Source organism: Brevundimonas balnearis, assembly GCF_042434805.1.
Classification (GTDB): domain Bacteria; phylum Pseudomonadota; class Alphaproteobacteria; order Caulobacterales; family Caulobacteraceae; genus Brevundimonas; species Brevundimonas balnearis.
Genome location: NZ_JBHLSW010000006.1, coordinates 137,076 through 159,454, shown reverse-complemented (window position 1 = coordinate 159,454; position 22,379 = coordinate 137,076). Strand labels below are relative to the sequence as shown.

18 protein-coding genes are annotated in these 22,379 nt (G+C 70.7%); 13 read left to right on the top strand and 5 right to left on the bottom strand.

Features of this window, described 5'->3' with window-relative positions:
- Window positions 1-39: 39 nt before the first annotated feature.
- The 8 genes from ACFFGE_RS09610 to hisS all read left to right on the top strand — a co-directional run bounded on the left by ACFFGE_RS09610 (window position 40) and on the right by hisS (window position 8,554).
- Window positions 40-1,713: a glycoside hydrolase family 43 protein gene (locus tag ACFFGE_RS09610; RefSeq protein ID WP_376836131.1), complete on the top strand. Its 1,674-nt coding sequence runs from the start codon at window positions 40-42 to the stop codon at window positions 1,711-1,713.
- Window positions 1,714-1,768: 55 nt separating this feature from the next.
- Window positions 1,769-2,683, top strand: a complete 915-nt coding sequence (locus ACFFGE_RS09605; RefSeq protein ID WP_376836130.1) for a glycerophosphodiester phosphodiesterase family protein — start codon at window positions 1,769-1,771, stop codon at window positions 2,681-2,683.
- A gap of 42 nt (window positions 2,684-2,725) precedes the next feature.
- Complete coding sequence (bioB, locus tag ACFFGE_RS09600) at window positions 2,726-3,724, top strand: biotin synthase BioB (protein ID WP_376836129.1); 999 nt, start codon at window positions 2,726-2,728, stop codon at window positions 3,722-3,724.
- 34 nt (window positions 3,725-3,758) lie between these two features.
- Window positions 3,759-4,139 (top strand): Tat pathway signal protein, encoded by a 381-nt coding sequence (locus ACFFGE_RS09595; protein ID WP_376836127.1) that lies wholly within the window; start codon window positions 3,759-3,761, stop codon window positions 4,137-4,139.
- A gap of 92 nt (window positions 4,140-4,231) precedes the next feature.
- On the top strand, window positions 4,232-5,110 hold the full coding sequence (locus tag ACFFGE_RS09590; RefSeq protein WP_376836125.1) for a 3-hydroxybutyryl-CoA dehydrogenase: 879 nt from the start codon (window positions 4,232-4,234) through the stop codon (window positions 5,108-5,110).
- Window positions 5,107-5,670: a phthalate transporter gene (locus tag ACFFGE_RS09585; protein ID WP_376836124.1), complete on the top strand. Its 564-nt coding sequence runs from the start codon at window positions 5,107-5,109 to the stop codon at window positions 5,668-5,670. Before ACFFGE_RS09590 ends, ACFFGE_RS09585 begins: the two co-directional genes overlap by 4 nt.
- Before the next feature lie 72 nt (window positions 5,671-5,742).
- Window positions 5,743-6,999, top strand: coding sequence for a DUF418 domain-containing protein (locus tag ACFFGE_RS09580; protein ID WP_376836122.1), 1,257 nt, complete (start codon window positions 5,743-5,745; stop codon window positions 6,997-6,999).
- Between the two features lie 85 nt (window positions 7,000-7,084).
- The gene (gene hisS / locus ACFFGE_RS09575; RefSeq protein ID WP_376836121.1) at window positions 7,085-8,554 is read left to right on the top strand and encodes a histidine--tRNA ligase; all 1,470 of its coding nucleotides are present in this window, start codon (window positions 7,085-7,087) and stop codon (window positions 8,552-8,554) included.
- A 314-nt stretch (window positions 8,555-8,868) separates the two neighbouring features.
- Here hisS and ACFFGE_RS09570 read toward each other — a convergent pair whose 3' ends face one another.
- Window positions 8,869-10,998 carry a M13 family metallopeptidase gene (locus ACFFGE_RS09570; RefSeq protein WP_376836120.1) on the bottom strand — a complete coding sequence of 710 codons (2,130 nt, stop codon included), beginning with the start codon at window positions 10,996-10,998 and terminating at the stop codon, window positions 8,869-8,871.
- A gap of 133 nt (window positions 10,999-11,131) precedes the next feature.
- Here ACFFGE_RS09570 and ACFFGE_RS09565 point away from each other — a divergent pair, with 133 nt between their 5' ends.
- Window positions 11,132-12,958: a cation:proton antiporter domain-containing protein gene (locus ACFFGE_RS09565; RefSeq protein WP_376836119.1), complete on the top strand. Its 1,827-nt coding sequence runs from the start codon at window positions 11,132-11,134 to the stop codon at window positions 12,956-12,958.
- 115 nt (window positions 12,959-13,073) lie between these two features.
- The gene (locus tag ACFFGE_RS09560; protein WP_376836118.1) at window positions 13,074-13,724 is read left to right on the top strand and encodes a TetR family transcriptional regulator; all 651 of its coding nucleotides are present in this window, start codon (window positions 13,074-13,076) and stop codon (window positions 13,722-13,724) included.
- Window positions 13,725-13,745: 21 nt separating this feature from the next.
- On the opposite strand, the gene ACFFGE_RS09555 is transcribed toward ACFFGE_RS09560, so the two are convergent.
- On the bottom strand, window positions 13,746-14,867 hold the full coding sequence (locus ACFFGE_RS09555) for a Rieske 2Fe-2S domain-containing protein (RefSeq protein WP_376836117.1): 1,122 nt from the start codon (window positions 14,865-14,867) through the stop codon (window positions 13,746-13,748).
- Window positions 14,868-14,973: 106 nt separating this feature from the next.
- Here ACFFGE_RS09555 and ACFFGE_RS09550 point away from each other — a divergent pair, with 106 nt between their 5' ends.
- Together ACFFGE_RS09550 and ACFFGE_RS09545 are read left to right on the top strand one after the other, a co-directional pair.
- Entirely contained in the window at window positions 14,974-15,915 is a 942-nt protein-coding gene (locus ACFFGE_RS09550; RefSeq protein WP_376836116.1) for an alpha/beta fold hydrolase, read from the top strand.
- Between the two features lie 116 nt (window positions 15,916-16,031).
- Entirely contained in the window at window positions 16,032-18,089 is a 2,058-nt protein-coding gene (locus ACFFGE_RS09545) for a transglycosylase domain-containing protein (RefSeq protein WP_376836115.1), read from the top strand.
- Window positions 18,090-18,097: 8 nt separating this feature from the next.
- On the opposite strand, the gene ACFFGE_RS09540 is transcribed toward ACFFGE_RS09545, so the two are convergent.
- From ACFFGE_RS09540 to ACFFGE_RS09530, 3 genes are all read right to left on the bottom strand, one after another.
- The gene (locus ACFFGE_RS09540) at window positions 18,098-18,835 is read right to left on the bottom strand and encodes a M48 family metallopeptidase (protein WP_376836114.1); all 738 of its coding nucleotides are present in this window, start codon (window positions 18,833-18,835) and stop codon (window positions 18,098-18,100) included.
- On the bottom strand, window positions 18,801-20,081 hold the full coding sequence (locus ACFFGE_RS09535; RefSeq protein WP_376836113.1) for a polyhydroxyalkanoate depolymerase: 1,281 nt from the start codon (window positions 20,079-20,081) through the stop codon (window positions 18,801-18,803). The genes ACFFGE_RS09540 and ACFFGE_RS09535 overlap by 35 nt, the downstream gene beginning before the upstream one ends.
- Before the next feature lie 99 nt (window positions 20,082-20,180).
- Window positions 20,181-20,798: an SCO family protein gene (locus tag ACFFGE_RS09530; protein ID WP_376836111.1), complete on the bottom strand. Its 618-nt coding sequence runs from the start codon at window positions 20,796-20,798 to the stop codon at window positions 20,181-20,183.
- A gap of 56 nt (window positions 20,799-20,854) precedes the next feature.
- Between ACFFGE_RS09530 and ACFFGE_RS09525 the strand changes: the two genes are divergently transcribed.
- Window positions 20,855-22,339, top strand: coding sequence for an ActS/PrrB/RegB family redox-sensitive histidine kinase (locus ACFFGE_RS09525; RefSeq protein WP_376836110.1), 1,485 nt, complete (start codon window positions 20,855-20,857; stop codon window positions 22,337-22,339).
- The last annotated feature ends 40 nt before the right edge of the window (window positions 22,340-22,379 follow it).

Genomic DNA, 22,379 nt, shown 5'->3' with positions numbered 1-22,379 from the left:
AGCGCAATAGTCTGAGTTATTGCCTGACGGGAGGACGAGATGCGCGCCTGGACCCTATCGACAGCCTTGGCCGTCAGCCTGCTGGGCTGCACGGCCGCGGCGCAGGAGGCGGCGTTCGAGAGGTTCCGCTACGCCGGAAGCGACCCGGAGAACTCGGCGCCGCTGGAGCCCGGCCAGTATCGCAATCCGATCCTGCAGGGCTTCCATCCGGACCCGTCGATCACCCGGGCGGGCGACGACTACTATCTCGTGACCTCCACCTTCGCCTACTTCCCGGGCATTCCGGTCTTCCACAGCCGCGACCTGGTCAACTGGACCCAGGTCGGGAACGCCATCGACCGGCCCGACCAGCTGGACTTCGGGACGCTGGGCCTGTCGCGCGGCGTGTTCGCGCCGGCCATCGAACATCACGACGGGACCTTTTGGATCCTGAACACCTGCGTCGATTGCGGCGACAACTTCCTGGTCACCGCGACCGATCCGGCGGGCCCCTGGTCGGACCCGGTCTGGCTGCCCGATCTCGCAGGCGGCATCGATCCCTCGCTGTTCTTCGACTCCGACGGCTCCGCCTGGATCCTGAACAACGGTCCGCCCGAGGGCGAGCCGCGCTACGACGGTCATCGCGCCATCTGGATCCAGCGCTTCGATCCGGTCGCCAAGCGCACCTTCGGTCCCCGCACCGTGCTGGTCGACGGCGGGGTGGAGCCCGAGACCAACCCGATCTGGATCGAGGGGCCGCATCTGATCCGGCGCGGCGAGTGGGTCTATCTGATCTGCGCCGAGGGCGGCACCGCGGAGGGTCACTCCCAGGTGGTCCTGCGCGCCCGCAGCCCCGAGGGCCCGTTCGAGCCCTGGGAGGGCAATCCGATCCTGACGCAGCGGGATCTGCCGCGCGACCGGACCCATCCGATCACGTCGGCCGGACACGCGGATTTCGTCGAGCTGCCGGACGGTTCGTGGTGGGCCACCTTCCTGGCCGTCCGACCGTACGAGGGCGACTTTTACAACACCGGCCGCGAGACCTTCCTGATGCCGGTGGACTGGTCCGGCGAGTGGCCCGTCATCACGCGCCCGGGCGAGGTGATCCCCTATGCGGCCGCAAGGCCCGGCCTGCCCGATGCCGGGCCCGGCCCCGAGCCGACCAGCGGCGCCTTCGAGATCGAGGAGACGTTCGACGCGCCGCTCGGCCCGCAATGGATGATGATGCGCAATCCGCGCGAGACCTGGAGCCGGGTCCAGGAGGGCCGTCTGGTGCTCGCCGCCCGCCCGGTCGGGCTCGGCGACAACGGCAATCCGAGCTTCCTCGCGCGCCGCCAGCAGCACCAGAACGCGGTCGCCGAGACGACCCTCAGCGCTCCGCCGACGCGGCTTGGCGACCGCTTCGGCTTCGCGGCGCTGCAGAGCGACGACTACTGGCACGCCATTTCGGTCGTGAGGACCGCGAGGGGTCCGCGCGTCGAACTAAGGTCGCGGACGGGGGCGGATCAGCCGGCCGACGGGGTGCTGATCGCCGACGCGCCGCTCGAGGCCGAAGGGCCGGTGCGCTTCCGGTTCACGGCTGTGGGCGACCGCTACACCGCCGCCTGGGCGCCCGGAGACGCCGCGTGGCGGACGCTCGCGGACGACATCGACGGCCGCACGCTCAGCACGCGGACGGCCGGCGGCTTCGTCGGAGCGGTGTTCGGGCCCTTCGCCCAGTCGCAGGCCGACTAGAGCTGTTGCGATCCGGCCCCGCGCGTGCTGTTGCGGTCGCACGGAGGCTTGTCCCATGCGCCCATCCCTGATCGCCCTCGCCCTCGCCGCGGGCCTCGCGACCGCCGCCTGCGCCGCCGCGCCGACCTTCCGCGACGAAGAGAGGGGACTGGACGCGCGTTTCGACTGCCTAAGGGATGGCGGCCTGCTGGTCTCCGCGCACCGGGCGGTGTGGGACGAGACCACGCCGGAGAACTCGCTCGCCGCGATCCGCCGGACCGGGCGTGAGATCCCCGGCGCCATGCTCGAGATCGACGTGGCGATGACCGCCGACGGCGCCCTGATCCTGATGCACGACGACGATCTGGAGCGGACCACGACTGGAACCGGCGAAGTCGCGCGGCTGACCCTGGCCGAGGTGCGCCGGGCGCGGCTGGTCGACGGCGCCGGGCGGATCACCTCAGAGCCGGTCCCGACCTTCGCCGAGGCGCTCGCCGCCATCAAGGAGGTCGGCGGCGTGGCGTCGATCGACTTCAAGATCGAGGGGGATCGCGAGCGCCTTTTCCGCGCGGTCGTCGAGGCGGTGCGCGCGGCGGACATGGCCGAGGCCGCCGTCCTGATCGCCCCGAACCTGGAGGACGCCCGGATCCTGCACCGGTTGGCGCCGGAGCTCAGCCTGTCCGTCCCGATCGACGGGGTCGAGGACCTGGCGGGTCTCGACCCGACGAAGGTCCTGGCCTGGACCGGCACGCGCGAGCCTCGGCCCGAGCTGTGGAGGGCCCTGGCCGGGCGCGGCGTGGAGCCGATGTTCGGCACGCTGGGCCGAGAGAGCGTGCGCCGCGACGACCGGTTCGCGGCCGACGGCGATCCGTCTGAGTACGCCGACCTGGTGCACGAGGGCCTGGCCATCGTGGCGACGGACACGCCGGCGGCCGTCCATTCGGGTGCGCCGGAGGCCGTGGCGCGCGCCGGTCGCTGCCTGCGCGGCTGAGCCGGGTTGGCGCGCCCGCCGACGGCGGTTAAGGACGGCGCCATGACAGCCGCAGACCTCGCCACGCCCCGCCACGACTGGACCCTCGCCGAGGTCGAGGCCCTGTTCGACCTGCCGTTCATGGAGTTGGTGTTCCGGGCGGCGAGCGTGCACCGGACCTGGTTCGATCCGTCCGAGGTTCAGGCCTCGCGGCTGCTGTCGATCAAGACCGGCGGCTGCGCCGAGAACTGCGGCTACTGCAGCCAGTCGGCCCATTTCGACACGGGCCTGAAGGCCGAGAAGCTGATGGACGCCCAGGCCGTCATCGCCGAAGCCATGGCGGCCAAGGCCGGAGGGGCCAGCCGCTTCTGCATGGGCGCGGCCTGGCGCGAGCTGAAGGACCGCGACACGCCGAAGCTGGCGGCCATGATCGCGGGCGTGAAGGCGCTGGGGCTGGAGACCTGCGCGACGCTCGGCATGCTGACGGCGGATCAGGCGAGACAGCTGAAGGACGCCGGCCTCGACTACTACAACCACAACCTGGACACCGGTCCGGATTACTACGCCGAGGTGGTGACGACACGGACCTATCAGGACCGGCTGGACACGCTCCGGCACGTGCGGGACGCCGGCATGGCGACCTGCTGCGGCGGCATCGTCGGCATGGGCGAGGCGCGCCGCGACCGGGCCGGGCTGCTGCACGCGCTGGCGACCCTGCCGGCCCATCCCGACAGCCTGCCGGTTAATGCGCTGGTGCCGATCACCGGCACGCCGCTGGGCGACCGGGTGATGGCCGAGGGCGCGATCGACGGGATCGAGTTCGTGCGCACCATCGCCGTGGCCCGGTTGGTGTGCCCGAAATCCATCGTGCGGCTTTCGGCGGGCCGTGAAGGCATGTCGACGGAGCTTCAGGCCCTGTGCTTCCTCGCCGGGGCCAATTCGATCTTCGTCGGCGGCCGTCTGCTGACCACGCCCAACCCCGGCGAGGACGCGGACTCGGACCTCTTCGCGAAGCTGGACCTCAGGCCCATGGCGGCTGCCGATCGGGCTGACGCCGCGTAACCGGATGTTCAGCCCGCCGGGTTAGCCTCCCGGCATGGATCGACGCGCACTTCTGGGATTTTCCAAGCTCGCCCATGTGAAGACGGGCGGCGGTGGAGGCGGCGGCGCGGCGCAAGCCGCCTATGTCCGCTACCCGGCCATGACCGCCTCGGTGGTGCGCCCGGACGGCCGCCGCGGCGTACTGTCGGTCGAGACGGGCGTCGACGCTCCCGCCGCCCTGGCGCAGCGGGCCCAGCAGTCCCAGCCGCGCATCCGCGCCGCCTTCAACCTCGTGATCCAGAGGGTCGCGGCCGAGGCCCTGCCCGGACGTCCGCCGGACGTCCAGCGCCTGTCGCGCGAGATGCAGGCCGAGCTCGACCGGGTGATCGGGCGTCCCGGCGTCCGTGTGCTGCTCGGCACGGTGATGGCGGTCTGAGGCTTGCGGGTCTCCACGGGGTCTTTCGCCCTCGCGAGACGATGGCGTAAGAAGGCGGTCCTTCTCCACCGGGCGAGGTCCGACGTTTTCGAATGAGCGCGATCAGGCGAGTGGCCGTCATCGGCGCGGGCCAGATGGGCATGGGCATCGCCCAGACCGTCGCCCTGGGCGGCTACGAGGTCGGCGTCTACGATTCCGACGCCAGCCGGCCCGTACAGGCGATCGGCGGCGTGGCCGCCAGCCTGGCCCGCAACGTCGCCCGCGGCGGCCTGGATCAGGATCAGGCCGATGCGGCCCTGAAGCGCATCCGGCCGATCACCGCGCTGGAGGAGGCCGCGGGCGCCGATCTGGTGATCGAGGCGGCGACGGAGGACGAGGCGGTCAAGAAGGCCGTGTTCGCCGCCCTGACGCCGCACCTGGGCCCGGACACGCTGCTGTCGTCCAACACCTCCTCGATCTCGATCACGCGCCTGGCGTCCGCGACCGACCGGCCGGAGCGGTTCATCGGCCTGCACTTCATGAAGCCGGCGCCCGTGATGAAGCTGGTGGAGATCGTGCGCGGCATCGCCACCTCCAAGGCCACCTACGAGACCGCCGTCGCCTTCGCCGAGTCCCTCGGCAAGACCACCACCGAGGCCGAGGATTTTCCCGCCTTCATCGTCAACCGCATCCTGGTGCCGATGATCAACGAGGCGATCTACACGCTTTACGAAGGCGTCGGGAACGTCGCCTCCATCGACAAGGCGCTGAAGCTGGGCGCCAACCATCCGATGGGACCGCTGGAGCTCGCCGACTTCATGGGCCTGGACGTCGTCCTCGCCATCATGAACGTGCTGCACGACGGCTTGGCGGACACCAAGTACCGGCCCTGCCCGCTCCTGGTGAAGTACGTCGAAGCCGGCTGGCTGGGCCGCAAGTCGGGTCGGGGCTTCTATGACTATTCCGGCGACGTGCCGGAGCCGACCCGATGAGGACGCCCGAGCGCCTGAGCGAGCTGCCCGGCCGTGGTCGGGTCCGGTGGCGGGACTCCGCGCCGATGTTCGCGATCCTCGCCTGCCTGAGCGGTGCGGCGTGGCCCCCGCTGGTGTTGACCCTGCCGATCTGGCCGCCCGCCAACTGGAGGCTGGGCCCTGAGATGGACTGGCGGCTGATCGTCCTGGCGGTCGGCCTGGCGGCCACCCCGATCGGGCTCTACCTCGTGGCCCGCGAGCGGGATCGGCGCGGTCGCCCCACGGGCCGGCTGGGCATCGTCTGGCGCTTCCTGCTCTATGGCGGCGCCGGCGCGGCGGCGCTGCAGATCGGCGCGACGGTGATCGTCACGGTCATGGGTTGGTTCGAGGCCGGCGGCGTCGCCCAGGCGGCGGGCGCCAGCGAGACCACCATCCTGATCTACGGCGTCGGCGGCCTGCCGATCGCCATCCTGGTGGGGGTCAGCTACGCGCTATGGGCGGGACTGTGCTGCGCCTTTATCGCCTTCGAGCCGCAACCGGAGGTCCGCGACCGGCTGGGTCTGATGGGCGAACAGGCCTGAGCGCCGCCGCCCTTTGACATTTCGGACGGTTCCTCTAGGGTCAAGCTTACTTGACAGGCGAGGGGGGAAGCCATGTCCGCAGCCGAAGATGTGACGCTCGCGCCCGCAGCGGCCGCACGGCCCGCGCCGATCCGGCGCGAGGATCGGATCATCCATCTGGACATCCTGCGCGGTTTCGCCGTGCTGGGCATCCTGGCGGTCAACGCCGCGACCTTCGCCTGGCCTCCGGCGCTGGACTTCGACCCGACCCTGGCGCGTCCCTGGGTCGAGAACGCCGCCAACGTCACCGGCGAATGGGTGGTCGACGTCTTCTTCCAGGACAAGTTCAGGAGCCTGTTCTCCATGCTGTTCGGCGTCTCGATCTTCCTGATCGGGGGCGAGCGGCACGACGAGGCGAAGGCCCCGGTCCTGCACCGCCGGCTGATGTGGCTGGGCCTGTTCGGGCTGATCCACGGGGCCGCGATCTGGATGGGCGACATCCTGCTGCACTACGCCTACTGCGGGCTGATCGCGATGCTGGGCCGGTCCTGGTCGGCCAGGCGGTTGATCCTCATCGGCGGCGGCCTGAATCTCGTTTTCGCGCTGATCTCGGCGCTGGGGCTTTGGGCGCAGGCCGCCTTCGCCGGGCAGGGCGACTCCGGCCAGAACCCGTTCGCGGCGACGCCCGAGGACATCCAGGCACTGATCGCGGCCTATCAGTCCGGCTTCCCGGCCGCCCAGATCGAGAACTTCAAGAGCTGGCTCCTGCTGGAGACGCTCAGCCTGTTCCTGGCGCCGATCACCATCGCCCTGATGTGGCTGGGGCTCGGGTTGTTCAAGGCCGGGTTCCTGGTCGGCCGCGCGCCGGCGTGGGTCTATCTGATCCTCGTGGCCCTGGCCGCCGGCAACCTGGCCTTCTTCGCCCCCAACGCCTGGCTGGACGCCAACGCGGAGGCCGGGACCTATCCGTCCGGCGGCATGGCCGGGATCGGGGCCAGCTTCGCCTGGGTGATCACCCTCGGCTACGCCAGCGCGCTGATCCTCATGACCAAGTTCGGGCTCGGGATCGTCTCACGCCGGTTCGCGCCGGTCGGTCAGATGGCTTTCACCAACTACCTGAGCCAGAGCCTGATCATGGCCAGCCTCTTCTATCTGCCGTGGGGGCCGATGTGGTTCGGCGACGAGCGGTTCGCGCCGGGCGGCATGTGGTGGGTCGTCGGCGCGGTCTGGCTGCTCCAGCTGGTCTGGTCGCCGCTCTGGCTGAGCCGCTTCGAGATGGGCCCGCTGGAATGGCTGTGGCGCGGCCTGACGTACGGCCGGCTGCCGCCCCTGCGCCGCCGCCGCGCCTGAGCGGGGGCTGAGCGGCGTCTGAGTCGGATCGGGGCGGCCGAAAGCCCTATTCCCTAAGCCCGACCCCCTCTCTAGAAGGCGCGGCATGTCCGACTCGCCGCCCGCGCCCCGTCCCGAAGCCCGCAGCCCGCGCGGCTTCTCCGATCGTCGCGGCCCTGACGCGCTGGCCGAGCGCCGCATCGTCCAGGCGCTCGCCCCCGTTTACGAGCGCTGGGGCTTCGAGCCGCTGGAGACCGGGGCCTTCGAATACGCCGACGCGCTGGGGAAGTTCCTGCCCGACGCCGACCGGCCGAACGAGGGCGTGTTCGCCCTGCAGGACGACGACGATCAGTGGATGGCGCTGCGCTATGACCTGACGGCGCCGCTGGCCCGTTACGCGGCGCAGAACTGGGAGACCCTGCCCAAGCCGTTCCGGCGCTACGCCTATGGGCCGGTCTGGCGAAACGAGAAGCCCGGCCCCGGCCGCTTCCGGGAGTTCTGGCAGTGCGACGCGGACACGGTCGGGTCGGACCGTCCCGAGGCCGACGCCGAAATCATCGCCATGGCTCTGGAGGGGCTGGACGCGCTGGGGCTCGGCGGCGGCCAGGCGGTGATCAAGATCGCCAGCCGAAAGCTGGTCAACGGCGTTCTGCAGGCGGCCGGGGTCGACGGCCAGGCGCAGACGCTCACCGTACTGCGCGCCATCGACAAGCTGGATCGGCTCGGGACCGAGGGCGTCGCCCTGCTGTTGGGCGAGGGGCGGCTGGACGAGTCCGGCGACTTCACCCGGGGCGCTGGGCTCGGCCGTCCGGGCATCGACGCGGTTCTGTCCTTCCTGTCCGTTCCGGCCGACGGCGAGCGCGGGGCCGTGCTGAGCGCGCTCGACCCGATCGTCGGCGCCACGCCTGCGGGCGCGGAGGGCTTGAGGGACCTGCAGCGGATCGACCAGGCGCTGAAGGCGTTCGGCGTCGGCGCGTCGGCCCGGTTCGACCCGGCCGTCGTGCGGGGCCTGGAGTACTACACCGGCGCGGTCTTCGAATCCGAACTGCTGGCGGACACCCGCGACGACAAGGGCCGGCCGGTGCGGTTCGGCTCCATCGTCGGCGGCGGCCGGTATGACGGACTGGTGGCGCGGTTCACCGGTCAGGAGGTTCCGGCGACCGGCGCCTCCTTCGGCGTGTCGCGGCTGGCGGCGACGCTCAGGGCGGCGGGGCTGGACGGCGCGGCGGCCGCGCGCGGGCCGGTGGTCGTCATCGTCTTCACCGACGAGGACATGGGCGCCTATCTGGCGGCCGCCGCGGAGTTGAGGGCCGCCGGCGTCCGGGCGGAGGTCTACATGGGCCGGGCCGGCATGAAGGCGCAGATGAAGTACGCCGACCGGCGCGGCGCGCCCGCAGCCGTCATTCTGGGCGGCGACGAGATCGCGGCCGGCCAGGTGACGATAAAGGATCTGGACGCGGGCCGGGCCGCCGCGGCCGCCGTGGCGGACCACGAGGCCTGGAAAAGCCAGCGCCCGGGGCAGTTCACCGTCTCGCGCGACCACCTCACGGCCGCGGTCCTCAAGATTCTCGAATAAGCTTCGAGAAAAATGCGGCGTGCTTGTTTCATTATCAACGATCAGTCAGGAAAAGGCCGGATTTCCCTTGGCGGTTGATTGACTTGGGCCGACCGAGCGGCTCAATTGCGACCACTCGGTGACGCGGCTGGAAAGGCCGCCGCGCCGGAGACGTTTCGGGGAGGAAACGTCCGCTCTGACAAGAGCGAGAAGACCCGCCGCGATGTATCCCCCGCGGCGGGTTTTTTCGTGCCCGGATGTCGGCTGTGGCGCCTGGCGGAACGAAAAAGGCCGGGCGCGACGGTCCGGCCTCATCCGTTCCCAGAAGGAACTCGCTACCAGAGGCGGACGCGATCCTCCGGCGCCAGATAGTTGGCGTCATCCGGCTGAACGTCGAAGGCGTCGTACCAGGCGTCGATGTTGCGCAGCGGGCCGATCACCCGGAACTGCGGCGGCGAGTGCGGGTCGGTCGCCACCATGTTCTTCATGGCGTCCTCGCGATAGGCGCCGCGCCAGACCTGGGCCCAGCCGTAAAAGACGCGCTGATCGCCGGTGACGCCGTCCAGCACCGGCGCCGGCTGGCCGTCCAGCGACAGGCGGTAGGCCTCGAGCGCCAGCGTAACGCCCGCCAGGTCGCCGATGTTCTCGCCCATCGTGAGTCCGCCCTGCACGCGGTAACCGGGCAGCGGCTCATACTGGTCGTACTGGGCGCCGAGCCGGGCGGTCCGCGCCTCGAACGCCTGGGCGTCGGCCGGGGTCCACCAGTCGCGCAGCACGCCGTCGCCGTCCGACTTGCGGCCCTGGTCGTCGAAGCCGTGGCCGATCTCATGGCCGATCACCCCGCCGATGCCGCCGTAGTTGACCGCCGGGTCGGCGTTCGGGTCGAAGAACGGCGCCTGCAGGATGGCGGCGGGGAAGACGATCTCGTTCTTCACCGAGCTGTAGTAGGCGTTCACGGTCTGGGGCGTCATGCCCCACTCCTGATCGTCGACCGGCCCGTTCAGGCGGTTGAGGTCGTACTCCCAGCGGAAACGGCCGGCGCGCGCCTGATTGCCGAACAGGTCGTCGGGCCGCACCTCAAGCGCCGAGTAGTCGCGCCACTCGGAGGGATAGCCGATCTTCACCCCGAACTTCTCGAGCTTGTCGAGCGCCTGGAGCTTGGTCTCCTCGCTCATCCACTCCAGGCCGCGGATGCGATTGGCCATCGCCAGGCGCAGGTTGGCGACGAGCTCTTCCATCTGGGCCTTGGATTCGGCCGGGAAGTATTCGGCGACGTAGAGGCGGCCCAAGGCTTCGCCCATGGCGCCTTCCGCGAAGCTGACGCCGCGCTTCTGGCGGCTGCGCTGCTCGGGCTGACCGGCCAGCTCCCGCGAGCGGAAGTCGAAATGGGCGTCGACGAACCGCTTGGACAGGAAGGGCGCGGCGTCGTCGGCGGTGTGGAACGCCTGCCAGGCCTGGAGGGTGGCGACCGGCGTCTCGCCGAAGATCGCCGCGATCTTCGGCATGGCGGTGTCCTGACGGATGACCAGCCGTTCGACCTCGCCCAGGCCCGCCGCGTTCATGTACGAGACGAAGTCGAAGCCGGGGGCGGCCGAGACCAGCTCGGCGGGCGTCATGGGGTTGTAGGTGCGGTCGCGGTTGCGGCTCTCGACCGGCGTCCAGTGCGCCTCCGCGATCCGGGTCTCCAGGTCGACGATCGCCTGGGCCATCGCCTCGGGCTGATCCCAGCCGACCATGGTCAGCAGGGTCTGGACATAGGCCTGGTACGCCGCCTTCTTGTCGGCGTAGCGGTCCGACAGATAGTAGTCGCGGTTCGGCAGGCCCAGCCCGGACTGGCCGACATAGACGGCGTAGCGATCGGGGTTGCGGGCGTCGTCGGAGATGCCGAAGCCGAAGAAGGATCCGCCGAAGCCGCCTTGGCGGGCGCCCATCAGCCGGGCCAGGGCCTCGTGGCTGTCGGCGGCGCGCACCTCGGCGAGCAGGGGCTCGAGCGGCTGGGCGTCCAGCTGTTCGAGCCGCGCCTCGTCCATGTAGCTGCGATAGAGGTTGGCGACCTTGCCCTCGTCGCTGGCGGGATCGGCGGAGGCGGCGGTCAGTTCGGCCATCATGGCCTCGAGCCGGTTGTCCGAGAGCTGGCGAAGCAGGTCGAAGGACCCGAAGCGGGTGCGGTCCGCCGGGATCACCAGCGCGTCCATGTAGCCGCCGTTGGCGTGGCGGAAGAAGTCGTCGCCCGGATCCACCGTGGTGTCACGGCCGGCGAGATCGAAGCCCCAGGCGCCGTAGCGCGGCGCGACCGTGCCGGCGAAGCCCGTCGGCGTCAGGCCCGGAGACACCTGCGGGAACAGGGCCACCATGTCGCAGGCCTCGTCCAGGCAGCCGCCGTCCGCGATGGGGTCGTCATGGGCGAGGGCGGGGCTCGCGCAGAGCAGGGCGGCGGCGGCCGCGCCGACGAGAAGGCGCTTCATCATTGTTTCCTCACGCAAAAACAGTCGTCGGGGACGGACCCTATCGCCCGGTTCCCGGGACGCCGCCTAAAAAATAGTTCATGTTGGCGCGAGGGGGTCGCCAATCGCGGCGAGTCAGGCTGGAAATCGGACCATGCCCGAGCACGGCGGCGACACCTACAAGGACCTGCTGCTCTTTCTCGCCGCGGCCGGCGTCGTCGTGCCGCTGTTCACCCGCCTCAAGGTCAGCCCGGTGCTCGGCTTCCTGGCGGCCGGCGTGCTGCTCGGTCCGTATGGCCTGGGCCGGCTGGCCGAACAGGCGCCCTGGGTGAGCGCCTTCACCATCTCGGACCGCGCCCAGGTTCAGGTGCTGGCGGAACTGGGCGTCGCCTTCCTTCTGTTCACGATCGGGCTGGAGCTGTCGTGGGACCGGCTGAAGGCCATGCGGCGTTTGGTGTTCGGCTTCGGCCTGTCGCAGCTGCTGCTGTGCAGCCTGGTCCTCGCGCTGGGATTTCTCGCCGTGGGCCAGACGCTGGGCGCCGCCGTGGTGGCGGGACTGGCGCTCGGCCTGTCGTCGACGGCGGTGGTCATGCCGGCCCTGGCGGAGCGCAAACGGCTGAAGGGCGCGGTCGGCCGCTCGGCCTTCGCGGTGCTGCTGGCCCAGGACCTCGCGGTCGCTCCCATCCTCATCACCGTCACCCTGATCGCGGCCTTGGTCGGGGCGGGCGAGGCCCCTGGCCCGGCGGCGGTCGGCCGCGCCTTGCTGGCGCTCGCGCCGGCGGCGGTCGGCCTCGCCCTGATCGTGATCCTTGGGCGGCTGGTGATCCGGCCGCTTTTCCGCGGGGTGGCGAAGGCGGAAGGGTCGGAGCTGTTCGTCGCCGCCGCGCTGCTGGTCGTGGTGGGGGCCGGGGCCGCCGCCGAAGCGGCCGGCCTGTCGATGAGCCTGGGGGCCCTCGTGGCCGGCCTGCTGCTGGCCGAAACCGAGTATCGACGCGCGGTGGAGGTGCACATAGAGCCCTTCAAGGGCCTGTTGCTGGGGGTCTTCTTCGTCAGCGTGGGCATCGGACTGGACCTTGACGCGGTCGCCGCCGACCCATGGGGCGTGATCGGTCTGGCGGCCCTGCTGATCGCGGTGAAGGCGGGCCTGATCGCGGGTCTGGCGCGGGCTTGGGGCGTTCCCTGGCGAGCGGCGCTGGAGACAGGGCTCGTTCTGGGGCCGGCGGGTGAATTCGCCTTCGTCATATTGAACACGGGGCTTGTGGAGGGTCTGGCCAGCCCGGGCTTCACCCAGTCGGTGCTGGTCTCGGCGACGCTGAGCCTGTTCTGCATCCCCGTGCTCGCGGCTCTGGGCGAACGCGTCGCCCGGCGGGTGATCCGCAAGGCCCCCGACGAGGAGACGGCGCCGGGACCCGAGGTCGAGGCGGAGGCCTTGCTGGAACGCCGTGTCCTCATCGTCGGCTATGGGCGGGTCGGCCGGATCGTCTCGGAACTGCTCAGCGAGCACGATCAGGGCTGGCTGGCGGTGGACGCTGACCCCGTCACCGTCAGCGCCGCGCGTCGCGAGGGCCTGCCGGTCGTGTTCGGCGACGCCGCGCGTCCTGAAATGCTCAAGCGCCTGGGCGTGGACACCGCCCGGGCCCTCGTCGTCACCATGGACAGTCCGACCAAGACGGACGAGGTCGTCGAGGCGGCGCGGGCGGCGCGGGACGACCTCATCCTGATCGCCCGGGCGCGGGACGACCGTCATGCGGCGCGGCTTTACGCCCTGGGGGTCACGGACGCCGTGCCCGAGACCACGGAGGCCAGCCTGCAGCTGGCGGAGAACACCCTCGTCGACCTGGGCGTGCCGATGGGGCTGGTGCTGGCCACCATCCACGAGCGGCGCGACCGCTTCCGCCAGGCGTTCCAGGCGGCGACCCCGGAGAACCGGCGCGACCGGCCCAGCCGCGCGCTGCGCTCCACGCTGCGTCAGAAGGTCTGACCCTCGTCCACCGAAGATTCGGCCGCAGACCCCATTTTCGTCACCGTTGCGTGATGAAGGCGGCCCTCAACCTAGGTCAGCGCCCCGCCCGGCGCGTTCCGTAGAGTCCCAGTTAATGTCCTCAAGCGTTCTCGAGTCCCGCGAGTCGTCTTCGTCCGAACCCCGTCTCAATCGCCGTCAGGCGGCCAAGGTCCGCACCCGCGGCAAGGTCATGGAGGCCGCCCGCGGCCTGTTCGCCGAGCGCGGCTATGAAGCCGCCACCATCCGCGACATCGCCAGGGGCGCGGGCATGTCCACCGGCGCGGTGTTCGCCAACTTCCAGGACAAGGCCGAGCTGTTCGAGGCCGTGCTGGCCGAGGACATCGCCCGCATCGCCGACGCCGCCTCGGGGGCCCTGACCTCGGGCCGAGATACGGCCCAGCGCCTGCTTAACGGTCTTTCGGCGGCCTACCACGAGACCTACGACCAGTTGCCCCTAGTCCAGGCGATCGCCGCGCGCTCGTGGTTCCAGCCGGCCTCGGCCGAGCAGCGCACCCGCGAGGCGCTGAAGCCGCTGACCGACGCGGTCGAGGGCGTGATCCGGGAGGGCGTCGCCTCGGGCGAGCTGCAGCAGGACGTGGATGTGAAGCTCCTGGCCTCGCTGATCTGGGAGGCCTTCGTCGGCAACTACCGGCGCGCCGCCTACGATCAGTGGTCCGAAGCCCAGCTGAGCGAGCACCTGGGCCTGCAGATCAAGGCGATCCTGGCGGGCGCCCTGGCGCGCTGAGCCCCGGACCGCCGCCGGCCGTCAGCTGCGCCAGCGCAGCGTCGTCGGCTTGACCGGGTTCTCGAAGGGTCGCGCCTCGGCGCGGCTCTTTGACCATTCGCGCTTCAGCTGCTGGTACCATTTGGCCTGGGTGTCGGCGTCGTCGATCCAGATCAGGGCGGGATCGTAGCGCAGGCCCTCGTTCTGAAGGTTCACCATGCCGCCGTCCTGCTTCAGGAAGGCGCGTACGCCCTGGCGCAGGAAAGGCCGGGCCAGGCCGAAGACCCAGTGGTCGGACCAGAAGATCTGGGTGATCCGCGTCCTGGTCTGGTGAATCGGCGTCAGGGAGGTGAGGGCCAGCACCTGGCGCTCGCCCACCTGGATGTGCTCCCAGCGATAGCCCGGCAGGCGGAAGGTGATCTCGGTCGCCGGAGCGCCGCCCAGGATCTTGTAGGCCCGGCTGTTCGACGACGGCGCATGCCGCGCCATCGCGAAGCCGTGCTCGCGCGGCTCGAAGGCCTTGGCCTTCTCGTGCATCGAATGCTCGGAGCGCCACCACCACTGCTGATGCACATAGGGGCCGTGCGCGGGATCCATCAGGCCGACGACCGCATGATCCACGTGGCTGTCGAAGTCCATCGCCTCGACCAGCTTCGGCCCGCCGCCCACGACGCCGGGGAAAAGGGGCGGCTCATGGTCGGGCTCGGACCCGCGCGGGTCGGCCGACATCCAGACGAAGACCAGCCCCTGGCGCTCGCGCACCGGATAGGAGCGCACGCGGATGCGGTCGGCCTCGAACGGCTGGCTGTCGACCAGCGATGGGATGGCGGCGCAGACGCCGTCGGGCCGGAAGCGCCAGCCGTGATAGGGGCACTCCACCGTCTCGCCCTCGCCCGGGCGCTCGACCAGCCGCCCTGCCGACAGAGGCGCGGCGCGGTGGGGGCAGATGTCGCGCATGGCGTAGACCTGGCCCGCGCGCGTGCGGCCGATCAGGACGGGCTCCCCGAGCAGCTCGTAGCGCTTCAACGACGCCTCGCCGACGTCCGACGCCAGCGCGGCGAAGTACCAGGCGTCGCGCACGAAGCCCTGGCCGAAGCGGGCGGTCGGGGCGGCCGCGTCGGGCTTGGGGGTCGGCTTTACGGCGGCGTCGGCGGAGGCTTTCATGAAGCCTGTCTACACCGGCTCGCCCGCCCTCGCGAGCGGGACATACAAAGTGCTTTACAATGCAAAGTAGATGCGCCACAAGGCGGCCGACAAGGGAGATGACCGAATGATCCGCACCGCTTCTCTGATCGCCGCCTCCGCGCTCGCGCTCGCCGCGGCGCCCGTTCTGGCCCAGGAGCACGAGGCCCACGCCCACGACCCGGCCGCGCACGGCCACCGCCACGCCGCCTTCGAGTCGGGCCGTTTCCATGTGCGGCTCGAGGGCGAGACGTCGGGCCCCGGCCGCGACCTGATCCTGATCCCGGGCCTGTCCTCACACCCGGACGTGTTCAACGGGCTGGTCGAGCGGCTGGAGCCCGGCTGGCGGGTCCATGCGCTGCACATCCAGGGGTTCGCCGGCGCACCGGTGGAGGACAACGCCGAGGGACCGGTCGCGGCCCCGGTGGCCGAGGAGCTGGCCCGCTACATCGCCGAGCAGGGACTGCAGAAGCCGGTGGTCATCGGCCACTCGATGGGCGGCACGATCGGCATGATGCTCGCCGCCCGCCATCCCGACAGCGTCGGCAAGCTGATGGTGGTCGACATGATCCCCTTCATGGGGCCGATGTTCGGCGGCCCCACCGCCACGGCCGAGAGCGTCGCGCCCGTCGCCGACCAGGTGCGCGCCGGCATGCTGGCCGCTCCGGCCGAGGCCTATGACGCGCAGCTGAGCGCCACCCTGGCCGGCATGATCGCCACCGAGGCCGAGCGGGCGGGGCCGCTGGAGCACGCCCGCCGAAGCGACCGCACGACCAGCGCCAACGCCTACCGGGAGCTGATCGTCACCGACCTTCGGCCGGAGCTGCCGAACATCACCGCCCCGGTGGAGGTGATCTATGTGGCCTTCAACGCGCCGGGCATGACGCCGGAGATGACCGACGGTATCTATCGCGCCTCGTTCGCGACGCTTCCGTCGGCCGAGCTGAAGCGCATCGACGACAGCGCGCACTTCATCATGCTGGACCAGCCCGAGGTCTTCGCCTCGGAGGTGAACGCGTTTTTAGACTGACGCCCTTCAGCGTCATCGTTTCGGCGGAATGCCCCCTCACGCTCGTGTGACGGGGGCGTTTCCGCGTGCGGGCGGACGCGCTAGAGACGGCGCGAGAACCAGGTTCAGGGGTCGACATGGCGGGTCCGGCGTCAGGACGAGCATCGGGCGGTCGCACGCCGTTGCAGCGCGCGCTCTACTGGAGCGCGGTGATCGGCGTCTGGGGCCTGATCTTCCTCGTGGTCTTCTTCGCGGTGTTCGCACGCGGCCTGCCGGACACCTCGGCGCTGTACGACGTCGATCGCCAGCCCTCGATCACCTATCTGGACCGTAACGGCGCCCTGATCGCCACGCGTGGCTCGCAGCAGGCGCCGCCGGCGGATCTCAGTCAGCTGCCCGACTATGTGCCGGCCGCCTTCATCGCCATCGAGGACCGTCGCTTCTACTGGCACCCCGGCTTCGATCCGATCGGCATGAGCCGGGCGGTGGTGCGCAACATGCGCGCCGGCCGGGTCGTGGAGGGCGGCTCGACCATCACCCAGCAGCTGGCCAAGAATCTGTTCCTGACGCCGGACCAGAACCTGCGGCGCAAGACCCAGGAGCTGATGCTGGCGGTGTGGCTGGAGATGAAGTTCTCCAAGGAGGAGATCCTCGCCCTCTATTTGAACCGGGTCTATTTCGGCGCCGGGGCCTATGGCATCGAGGCGGCGTCCCAGCGCTATTTCGACAAGTCGGCCAAGGATCTGACGGTCGGGGAGGCGGCGCTTCTGGCCGGCCTCCTGAAGGCGCCGTCCCGCTATTCCCCCGTGTCCGAGAGCGAACGCGCCGCCGCGCGCGCCACCGTGGTTCTGGACGAGATGGAGGACGCGGGCGTGATCACGCCCGAACAGCGCCGCGCCGCCGCGCTGGAGCCGGTGCGGGTGTCGCGCACCCTGGCGACCCAGCACGCCCAGTACTTCATCGACTGGCTGGATCGAGAGATCCGGGGACTGGTCGGCGAACCGACCGAGGACCTGATCGTCGAGACCACCCTGGACCTCACGCTGCAGACCGCCGCAGAGCGCAACGTGCGTCGCATCCTGGAGCGCGACGGCGGCCGGGGCGTGGAGCAGGCGGCGCTGGTCGCCCTGGACGGCGAGGGCCGGGTGCGCGCCCTGATCGGCGGCGCCTCCTACGCCGAGAGCCAGTTCAACCGCGCCGTCGACGCGCGTCGCCAGGCGGGCTCGGCGTTCAAGCCGTTCGTCTATCTCGCCGCGCTCGAGGCCGGCTACACGCCTCAGACCCCAGTGGTGGACGAGCCGATCCGGATCGGGGCGTGGGAGCCGCGCAACTACTCAGGGACCTTCTCAGGCCCGATGACCCTGGCTGACGCCGTGGCCCAGTCGACCAACACCGTGGCCGCGCGCGTGGCCGACGAGGTGGGCCGGGACTCCGTCGCCCGCGCGGGTCGCCGGCTGGGGATCACCAGCCGGATCGGGCTGGAGCCGGCCATGGCGCTGGGCGCCGTCGAGGTCAGCCCGCTGGAGATGGCCCAGGCCTATGACGCCTTCGCCAACGGCGGCCGCCGGGTCGAGGCCCACGGCATCACCCGGATCCGCACGCCCCAGGGTCGCGTCATCTATCAGCGCTCGAACCGAGGCGAGGCGGGCGTGCAGGCGATCAACAACCCGCACCTCTATTACTTGAACGAGATGCTGCGCGGCGTGGTCCAGCGCGGCACCGCGCGCGCCGTCGCCATCCCCGGCCGGGACGTCGCGGGCAAGACGGGCACGACCTCGGACTACAAGGACGCCTGGTTCGTCGGCTACACCGGCGGCTTCACCGTCGCCGTCTGGGTCGGCAAGGACGACAATACGCCGATGCGCGGCGTCACCGGGGGCCAGTCGCCCGCCGCCATCTGGAAAGGATTCATGGACGCGGCCCTGCCGCGACTGAACGTCCAGCCGATCCCGTCCGGTCCCGCCATGCCCGAGGGCTGGGCGCCGCCCGATCCCGTCGGCGACCTGCTGGGCCAGCTCGCGGGCGAGGACGAGGTCGGCGAGCCCCATGTCGAGACGGCGCCCGAGCCTCAGACCGCGCCCGCGCCCGATCGGCCCGTCGTGCGCCCCACCGCGCCCCAGCCGGCGCCGCCGCCGGATCAGCGCCCCGAGCCCGCGCCGCCGCCGGAGAAGAAGGCCGAGCCCCTGTTCTTCTAGAGCCTGATTCAGGCGGCGCCGATGGCGTGAAGCGTCGCGCCATGGTCCTTCAGCCAGCGGCGATGAGGCCTGTGGTCGCCGATCAGGCCTTCGACGACCTTCCAGTAAGCCGGACTGTGATCCGCCCGGACCAGGTGCGCGACCTCGTGCGCCGCGAGATAGTCGAGCACGGCCGGCGGGGCCAAGACGATGCGCCAGGAGTAGCGGATCGAGCGGTTGTGAGGGCTGCAGGATCCCCACCGGCTCTTCGGGTCGGCGATCGAGAGGCGGACGGGACCCTGGCCGAGGGTCTTGAGATGGTGATCGGTGCGGTCGGTCAGACGCCGCCGCGCCTCGGCCTTCAGCAGATTGACCACGCGGCGGCTGTAGGCCTCGCCGTCGCCGCCCGCCCGGATCACCAGCGCCTCGGCTTCCCGGACGAAGCGGGCCGCGCCGGCCCCGCCCGTGCTCTCGAGCCGCGCGGTTTCGCCGAGCACCGGGATCCGCGCGCCGGGTGCGATGGCGACGCCGGCCGCGCGGGTCGACAGGCGTTCGGCGATCCACAGGCCGCGGCTTTGGGCGAAGGCGACCGCCTGGGGCAGGGTCCGTTCGGACGGCGCGATCACCACCGCTTCGCCCGCGCGGCTGTCGATCCGTACGGAGATGCGGCGGGCGCGGCGGTTCACCGACAGACGAAGCGTCAGAGGCGCGCGGTCACCGCGCGCCGGATGTTCAAGCCGCAGTCGCTGTCCGTCCTGGAACCGCACTCAGACGCTCGTTCTCGGCGATGAAGGCCGTGATCTTCGGATAGATCTGATCCTTGAACCGGCGGCCGTTGAAGACGCCGTAGTGGCCCACTTCGGGCTGAACGTGAAGCACCCGCCGTGCATCCGGGATGTTCGGGCACAGCTTGTGGGCGGCCTGGGTCTGGCCGACGCCGGAGATGTCGTCCTCCTCGCCCTCCACCGTCATCAGCCCGATGTCGGTGACGGCCGACAGGTCCACGTGGCGGCCGCGATGGCTGAGCAGGCCCCGCGCCAGCAGGTGCTGCTGGAAGACGATGTCGATCGTCTGGAGATAGAATTCCTCGGTGAGGTCCAGCACCGACAGGTATTCGTCATAGAAGCTCTCGTGCTTCTCCACCCCGTCGCCGTCGCCCTTCACCAGGCTGTCGAAATAGCGGCGGTGGGCGTCGACGTGGCGCTCCTCGTTCATCGACATGAAGCTGTAGAGCTGCACGAAGCCGGGATAGACCCGCCGCCCGAAGCCCGGATAGGGCAGGGGCACGGTGTGGATCATGTTCGACCGGAACCAGGTGAAGGGTTTCTCCTCCGCCAGCTGGTTGGTCACCGTGGGCGACAGGCGCGCATCGATGGGCGAGCCCATGAAGGTCATGGAGGCCGGTCGGTTCGGATCCTGGTCCATCGCCATGAGCGCGGAGGCGGCCAGCACCGGCGGCCCCGGCTGGCAGACCCCGACGACGTGGGCGCGCGGGCCGATCTCGCTCAGCATCATGCGGACGTGGTCGATGTAGTCGAAGAAGTCGAAGCGGCCCTCCAGCATCGGTACCTGGCGGGCGTTCACCCAGTCGGTGACATAGACGTCGTGGTCCTGAAGGAAGGTCTCGACCGTCCCGCGCAGCAGCGTGGCGTAGTGGCCCGACAGGGGCGCGACGATCAGCACGGCGGGGGCGTGGGCGGGTTTCCCGGCGCGCTTCAGGTCGCCGATGTGGCGGGCGAACCGGATCAGGCGGCACCAGGGCGAGGCCCAGATCAGCTGCTCGGTGGTGCGCACCGGCTTGCCGCCCACGTCGATCGTCTCCAGCCGCCACGCCGGCTTGCCGTAGCGCCGCGTCAGGCTCTCGAACAGCTCCGCCGACGCATAGGCCGTGCGCCCGATGGCGGTCTCGGCCGCCGGATTGAACGGATGGCTCCAGAAATCACGGGCCCACTGGGCCCCGATCCGGAACGGGCTCGCCGAGTGATAGGCGAGCTCATGAAGCGCATACAGCATGGAATCTCGGAAACGGCCCCCGCCGAACAGGGAGCGAGGGCAGCATAGAACGCCTCAGGCTGCAAAAGGATTATCGACGTTCACCGAAACGTCAGGGCCTCAGCCCCGCGACATCGCACGCTGGATCACCTCGGCCATGCGTTCGGGGCCCAGGTCGTGGGACAGCGCCTGCCGGAACCGGCCGTCCGGCCCCATCAGATACACCGTCAGCGTGTGGTTCATGGTGTAGTACTCGTCCTCGCCCACCTTCTCGTAGAGGGCCCGATAGGCGCGAGCCGCTTCGGCGACCTGGGCTTCCGTGCCCGTCAAACCTACGGTCCCGGCCGGGAAGGCCTCGTTGGACAGATAGTCCTTCAGCGCCTGGGGCGTGTCGCGCGCTGGATCGACCGACACCAGGACGACCTGGATGTCCTCGCCCCGCGGACCGAGCCGGTCCAGCGTCGCCTTCAACGCCGTGAGCGTGGTGGGACAGTAGTCCGGGCAGTAGGTGAAGCCGAAGAACACCAGGTTCCAGCGCCCCTCCAGCAACGATTGATCGACCGCCTGTCCGTCCTGGTTCACCAGCTGGAAGGGGCCGCCGACGTCCGGCTGGCCGGTGGAGACGACGGCGTTGCTCTCGCTGGAGCGACCGCCGACCACGATGATCGTCACCATCGCCAGGGCCAGCGCCACCCCGATGCAGGCGGCGGCGAACAGAAGGATGCGACCACGCGGCATACGAACCGGTCCATAATCCCGCCGACAGTCCGGCGTGCGGTGTCTATACGGAAGCCGTGAGCCCGACAGAAGCTTCAACACCGTCGCAGTCCGCGCCCGAGGCGCTGACGCACACGCGCGACCTGGCCGGGGGGCGGCGGGGGCGGGGCCTGACCCTGCGCACGCTCGTGCTCCTGCGCTGGGCGGCGCTCGCGGGCCAGACGGCCACCGTCGCGCTGGCCGTGGCCTGGCTGCACTTCGATCTCCCGCTCATGGCCTGTCTGGCGGTGATCGGCGCCGGCGCCCTGGTCAACCTGGCCGCGACGGCGCGCCTATACGGCCACGAGGGGGCCATGGCGGACGGGCGGCAGACGGCGCTGCACCTCGGCTTCGACATCCTGCAACTCACGCTCCTGCTCGCCCTGACCGGGGGGCTGCAGAACCCGTTCGCCCTGCTGCTCGTGGCCCCGGTGACCGTGGCGGCGGCCTCCCTGCCGGGGCGCCAGGCGCTCCTGCTGGGGCTCGTGGTGCTGGGCGCGACCAGCGCGCTGTTCTTCTGGTCGATGCCCCTGCCGTGGCTCCGGGGCGAACAGATCGAGATGCCGGGCCTCTATCTGTTCGGCGTCTGGTTGGCCCTCGTCACCGGGGTGGTGTTCACCGCCGGCTACACTTGGCGGGTCTCGGCGGACGCCGAGAAGCTGGAGCTGGCGCTCGCCACCACCCAGGACGTGCTCCAGCGCGAGCAGCGTCTGGCGGCGCTGGGCGGACTGGCGGCCGCGGCGGCGCACGAGCTCGGCACGCCGCTCGCGACGATCCAGGTGGTGGCCAAGGAGCTGCTGCGCGACAGCCGGTCGGAGGGTCCGATCGCCGAGGACGCGCGGCTGCTGCTGCAGCAGGCGGAGCGCTGCCGGGACATCCTCAAGCAGCTGTCCCAGGCGCCGGAGACGGGCGACCGCCTCTACGCCGACGTGTCGCTGAAGGCGCTGCTGAACGAGGTGGTCGAGCCGCATCGCGGCTTCGATCTGGACTTCGAGGTCGTGGTCCGTACGCCGCCCGGCCATGAGGCGCCGCGCGTGCGCCGCCTGCCTGAGGTGATTCACGGACTGTCCGCCTTCGTCGAGAACGCGGCCGACTTCGCCGCGTCGAAGGTGCGGGTCGCCGCCATCGTCGACGCGGGCTGGATCGTCGTCGAGGTCGTCGATGACGGGCCGGGCGTCGCGCCCGACATCCTGCCCCGTCTGGGCGAGCCCTACGTCACCAGCCGGCCCCAGGCCAAGGCGCGCCGGGCGCTGGCGCAGCAGCTTCGCGCCGCGACCCGCACCCGTCGCGGTCAGACCCCGCCCAAGGCCGACGTCGCGCCCAGCCAGGGCGGCATGGGGCTCGGCTTCTTCATCGCCCGCACCCTGATCGAACGGACCGGGGGCCAGGTCACCGTGGGGGCCGGCGACGGCGGCCCCGGCGACAACCGGGGCGCCCGCGTCGCCGCCCGCTGGCCCCGCGGGCGGCTGGAGCCTGAGCTGGATCAACCCGTTGATCTGGCGGCGGATCGCCGCATCACTTGAAGCGCGGCCGTCGCGGCGTGACATTGCAGGGATCAAGGAG

Bases quoted from the DNA above. Each gene is read 5' to 3' on its own strand.
- ACFFGE_RS09610 (WP_376836131.1), top strand. From the start codon at position 40: ATGCGCGCCTGGACCCTATCGACAGCCTTGGCCGTCAGCCTGCTGGGC.
- ACFFGE_RS09605 (WP_376836130.1), top strand. From the start codon at position 1,769: ATGCGCCCATCCCTGATCGCCCTCGCCCTCGCCGCGGGCCTCGCGACC.
- bioB (WP_376836129.1), top strand. From the start codon at position 2,726: ATGACAGCCGCAGACCTCGCCACGCCCCGCCACGACTGGACCCTCGCC.
- ACFFGE_RS09595 (WP_376836127.1), top strand. From the start codon at position 3,759: ATGGATCGACGCGCACTTCTGGGATTTTCCAAGCTCGCCCATGTGAAG.
- ACFFGE_RS09590 (WP_376836125.1), top strand. From the start codon at position 4,232: ATGAGCGCGATCAGGCGAGTGGCCGTCATCGGCGCGGGCCAGATGGGC.
- ACFFGE_RS09585 (WP_376836124.1), top strand. From the start codon at position 5,107: ATGAGGACGCCCGAGCGCCTGAGCGAGCTGCCCGGCCGTGGTCGGGTC.
- ACFFGE_RS09580 (WP_376836122.1), top strand. From the start codon at position 5,743: ATGTCCGCAGCCGAAGATGTGACGCTCGCGCCCGCAGCGGCCGCACGG.
- hisS (WP_376836121.1), top strand. From the start codon at position 7,085: ATGTCCGACTCGCCGCCCGCGCCCCGTCCCGAAGCCCGCAGCCCGCGC.
- ACFFGE_RS09570 (WP_376836120.1), bottom strand. From the start codon at position 10,998: ATGAAGCGCCTTCTCGTCGGCGCGGCCGCCGCCGCCCTGCTCTGCGCG.
- ACFFGE_RS09565 (WP_376836119.1), top strand. From the start codon at position 11,132: ATGCCCGAGCACGGCGGCGACACCTACAAGGACCTGCTGCTCTTTCTC.
- ACFFGE_RS09560 (WP_376836118.1), top strand. From the start codon at position 13,074: ATGTCCTCAAGCGTTCTCGAGTCCCGCGAGTCGTCTTCGTCCGAACCC.
- ACFFGE_RS09555 (WP_376836117.1), bottom strand. From the start codon at position 14,867: ATGAAAGCCTCCGCCGACGCCGCCGTAAAGCCGACCCCCAAGCCCGAC.
- ACFFGE_RS09550 (WP_376836116.1), top strand. From the start codon at position 14,974: ATGATCCGCACCGCTTCTCTGATCGCCGCCTCCGCGCTCGCGCTCGCC.
- ACFFGE_RS09545 (WP_376836115.1), top strand. From the start codon at position 16,032: ATGGCGGGTCCGGCGTCAGGACGAGCATCGGGCGGTCGCACGCCGTTG.
- ACFFGE_RS09535 (WP_376836113.1), bottom strand. From the start codon at position 20,081: ATGCTGTATGCGCTTCATGAGCTCGCCTATCACTCGGCGAGCCCGTTC.
- ACFFGE_RS09530 (WP_376836111.1), bottom strand. From the start codon at position 20,798: ATGCCGCGTGGTCGCATCCTTCTGTTCGCCGCCGCCTGCATCGGGGTG.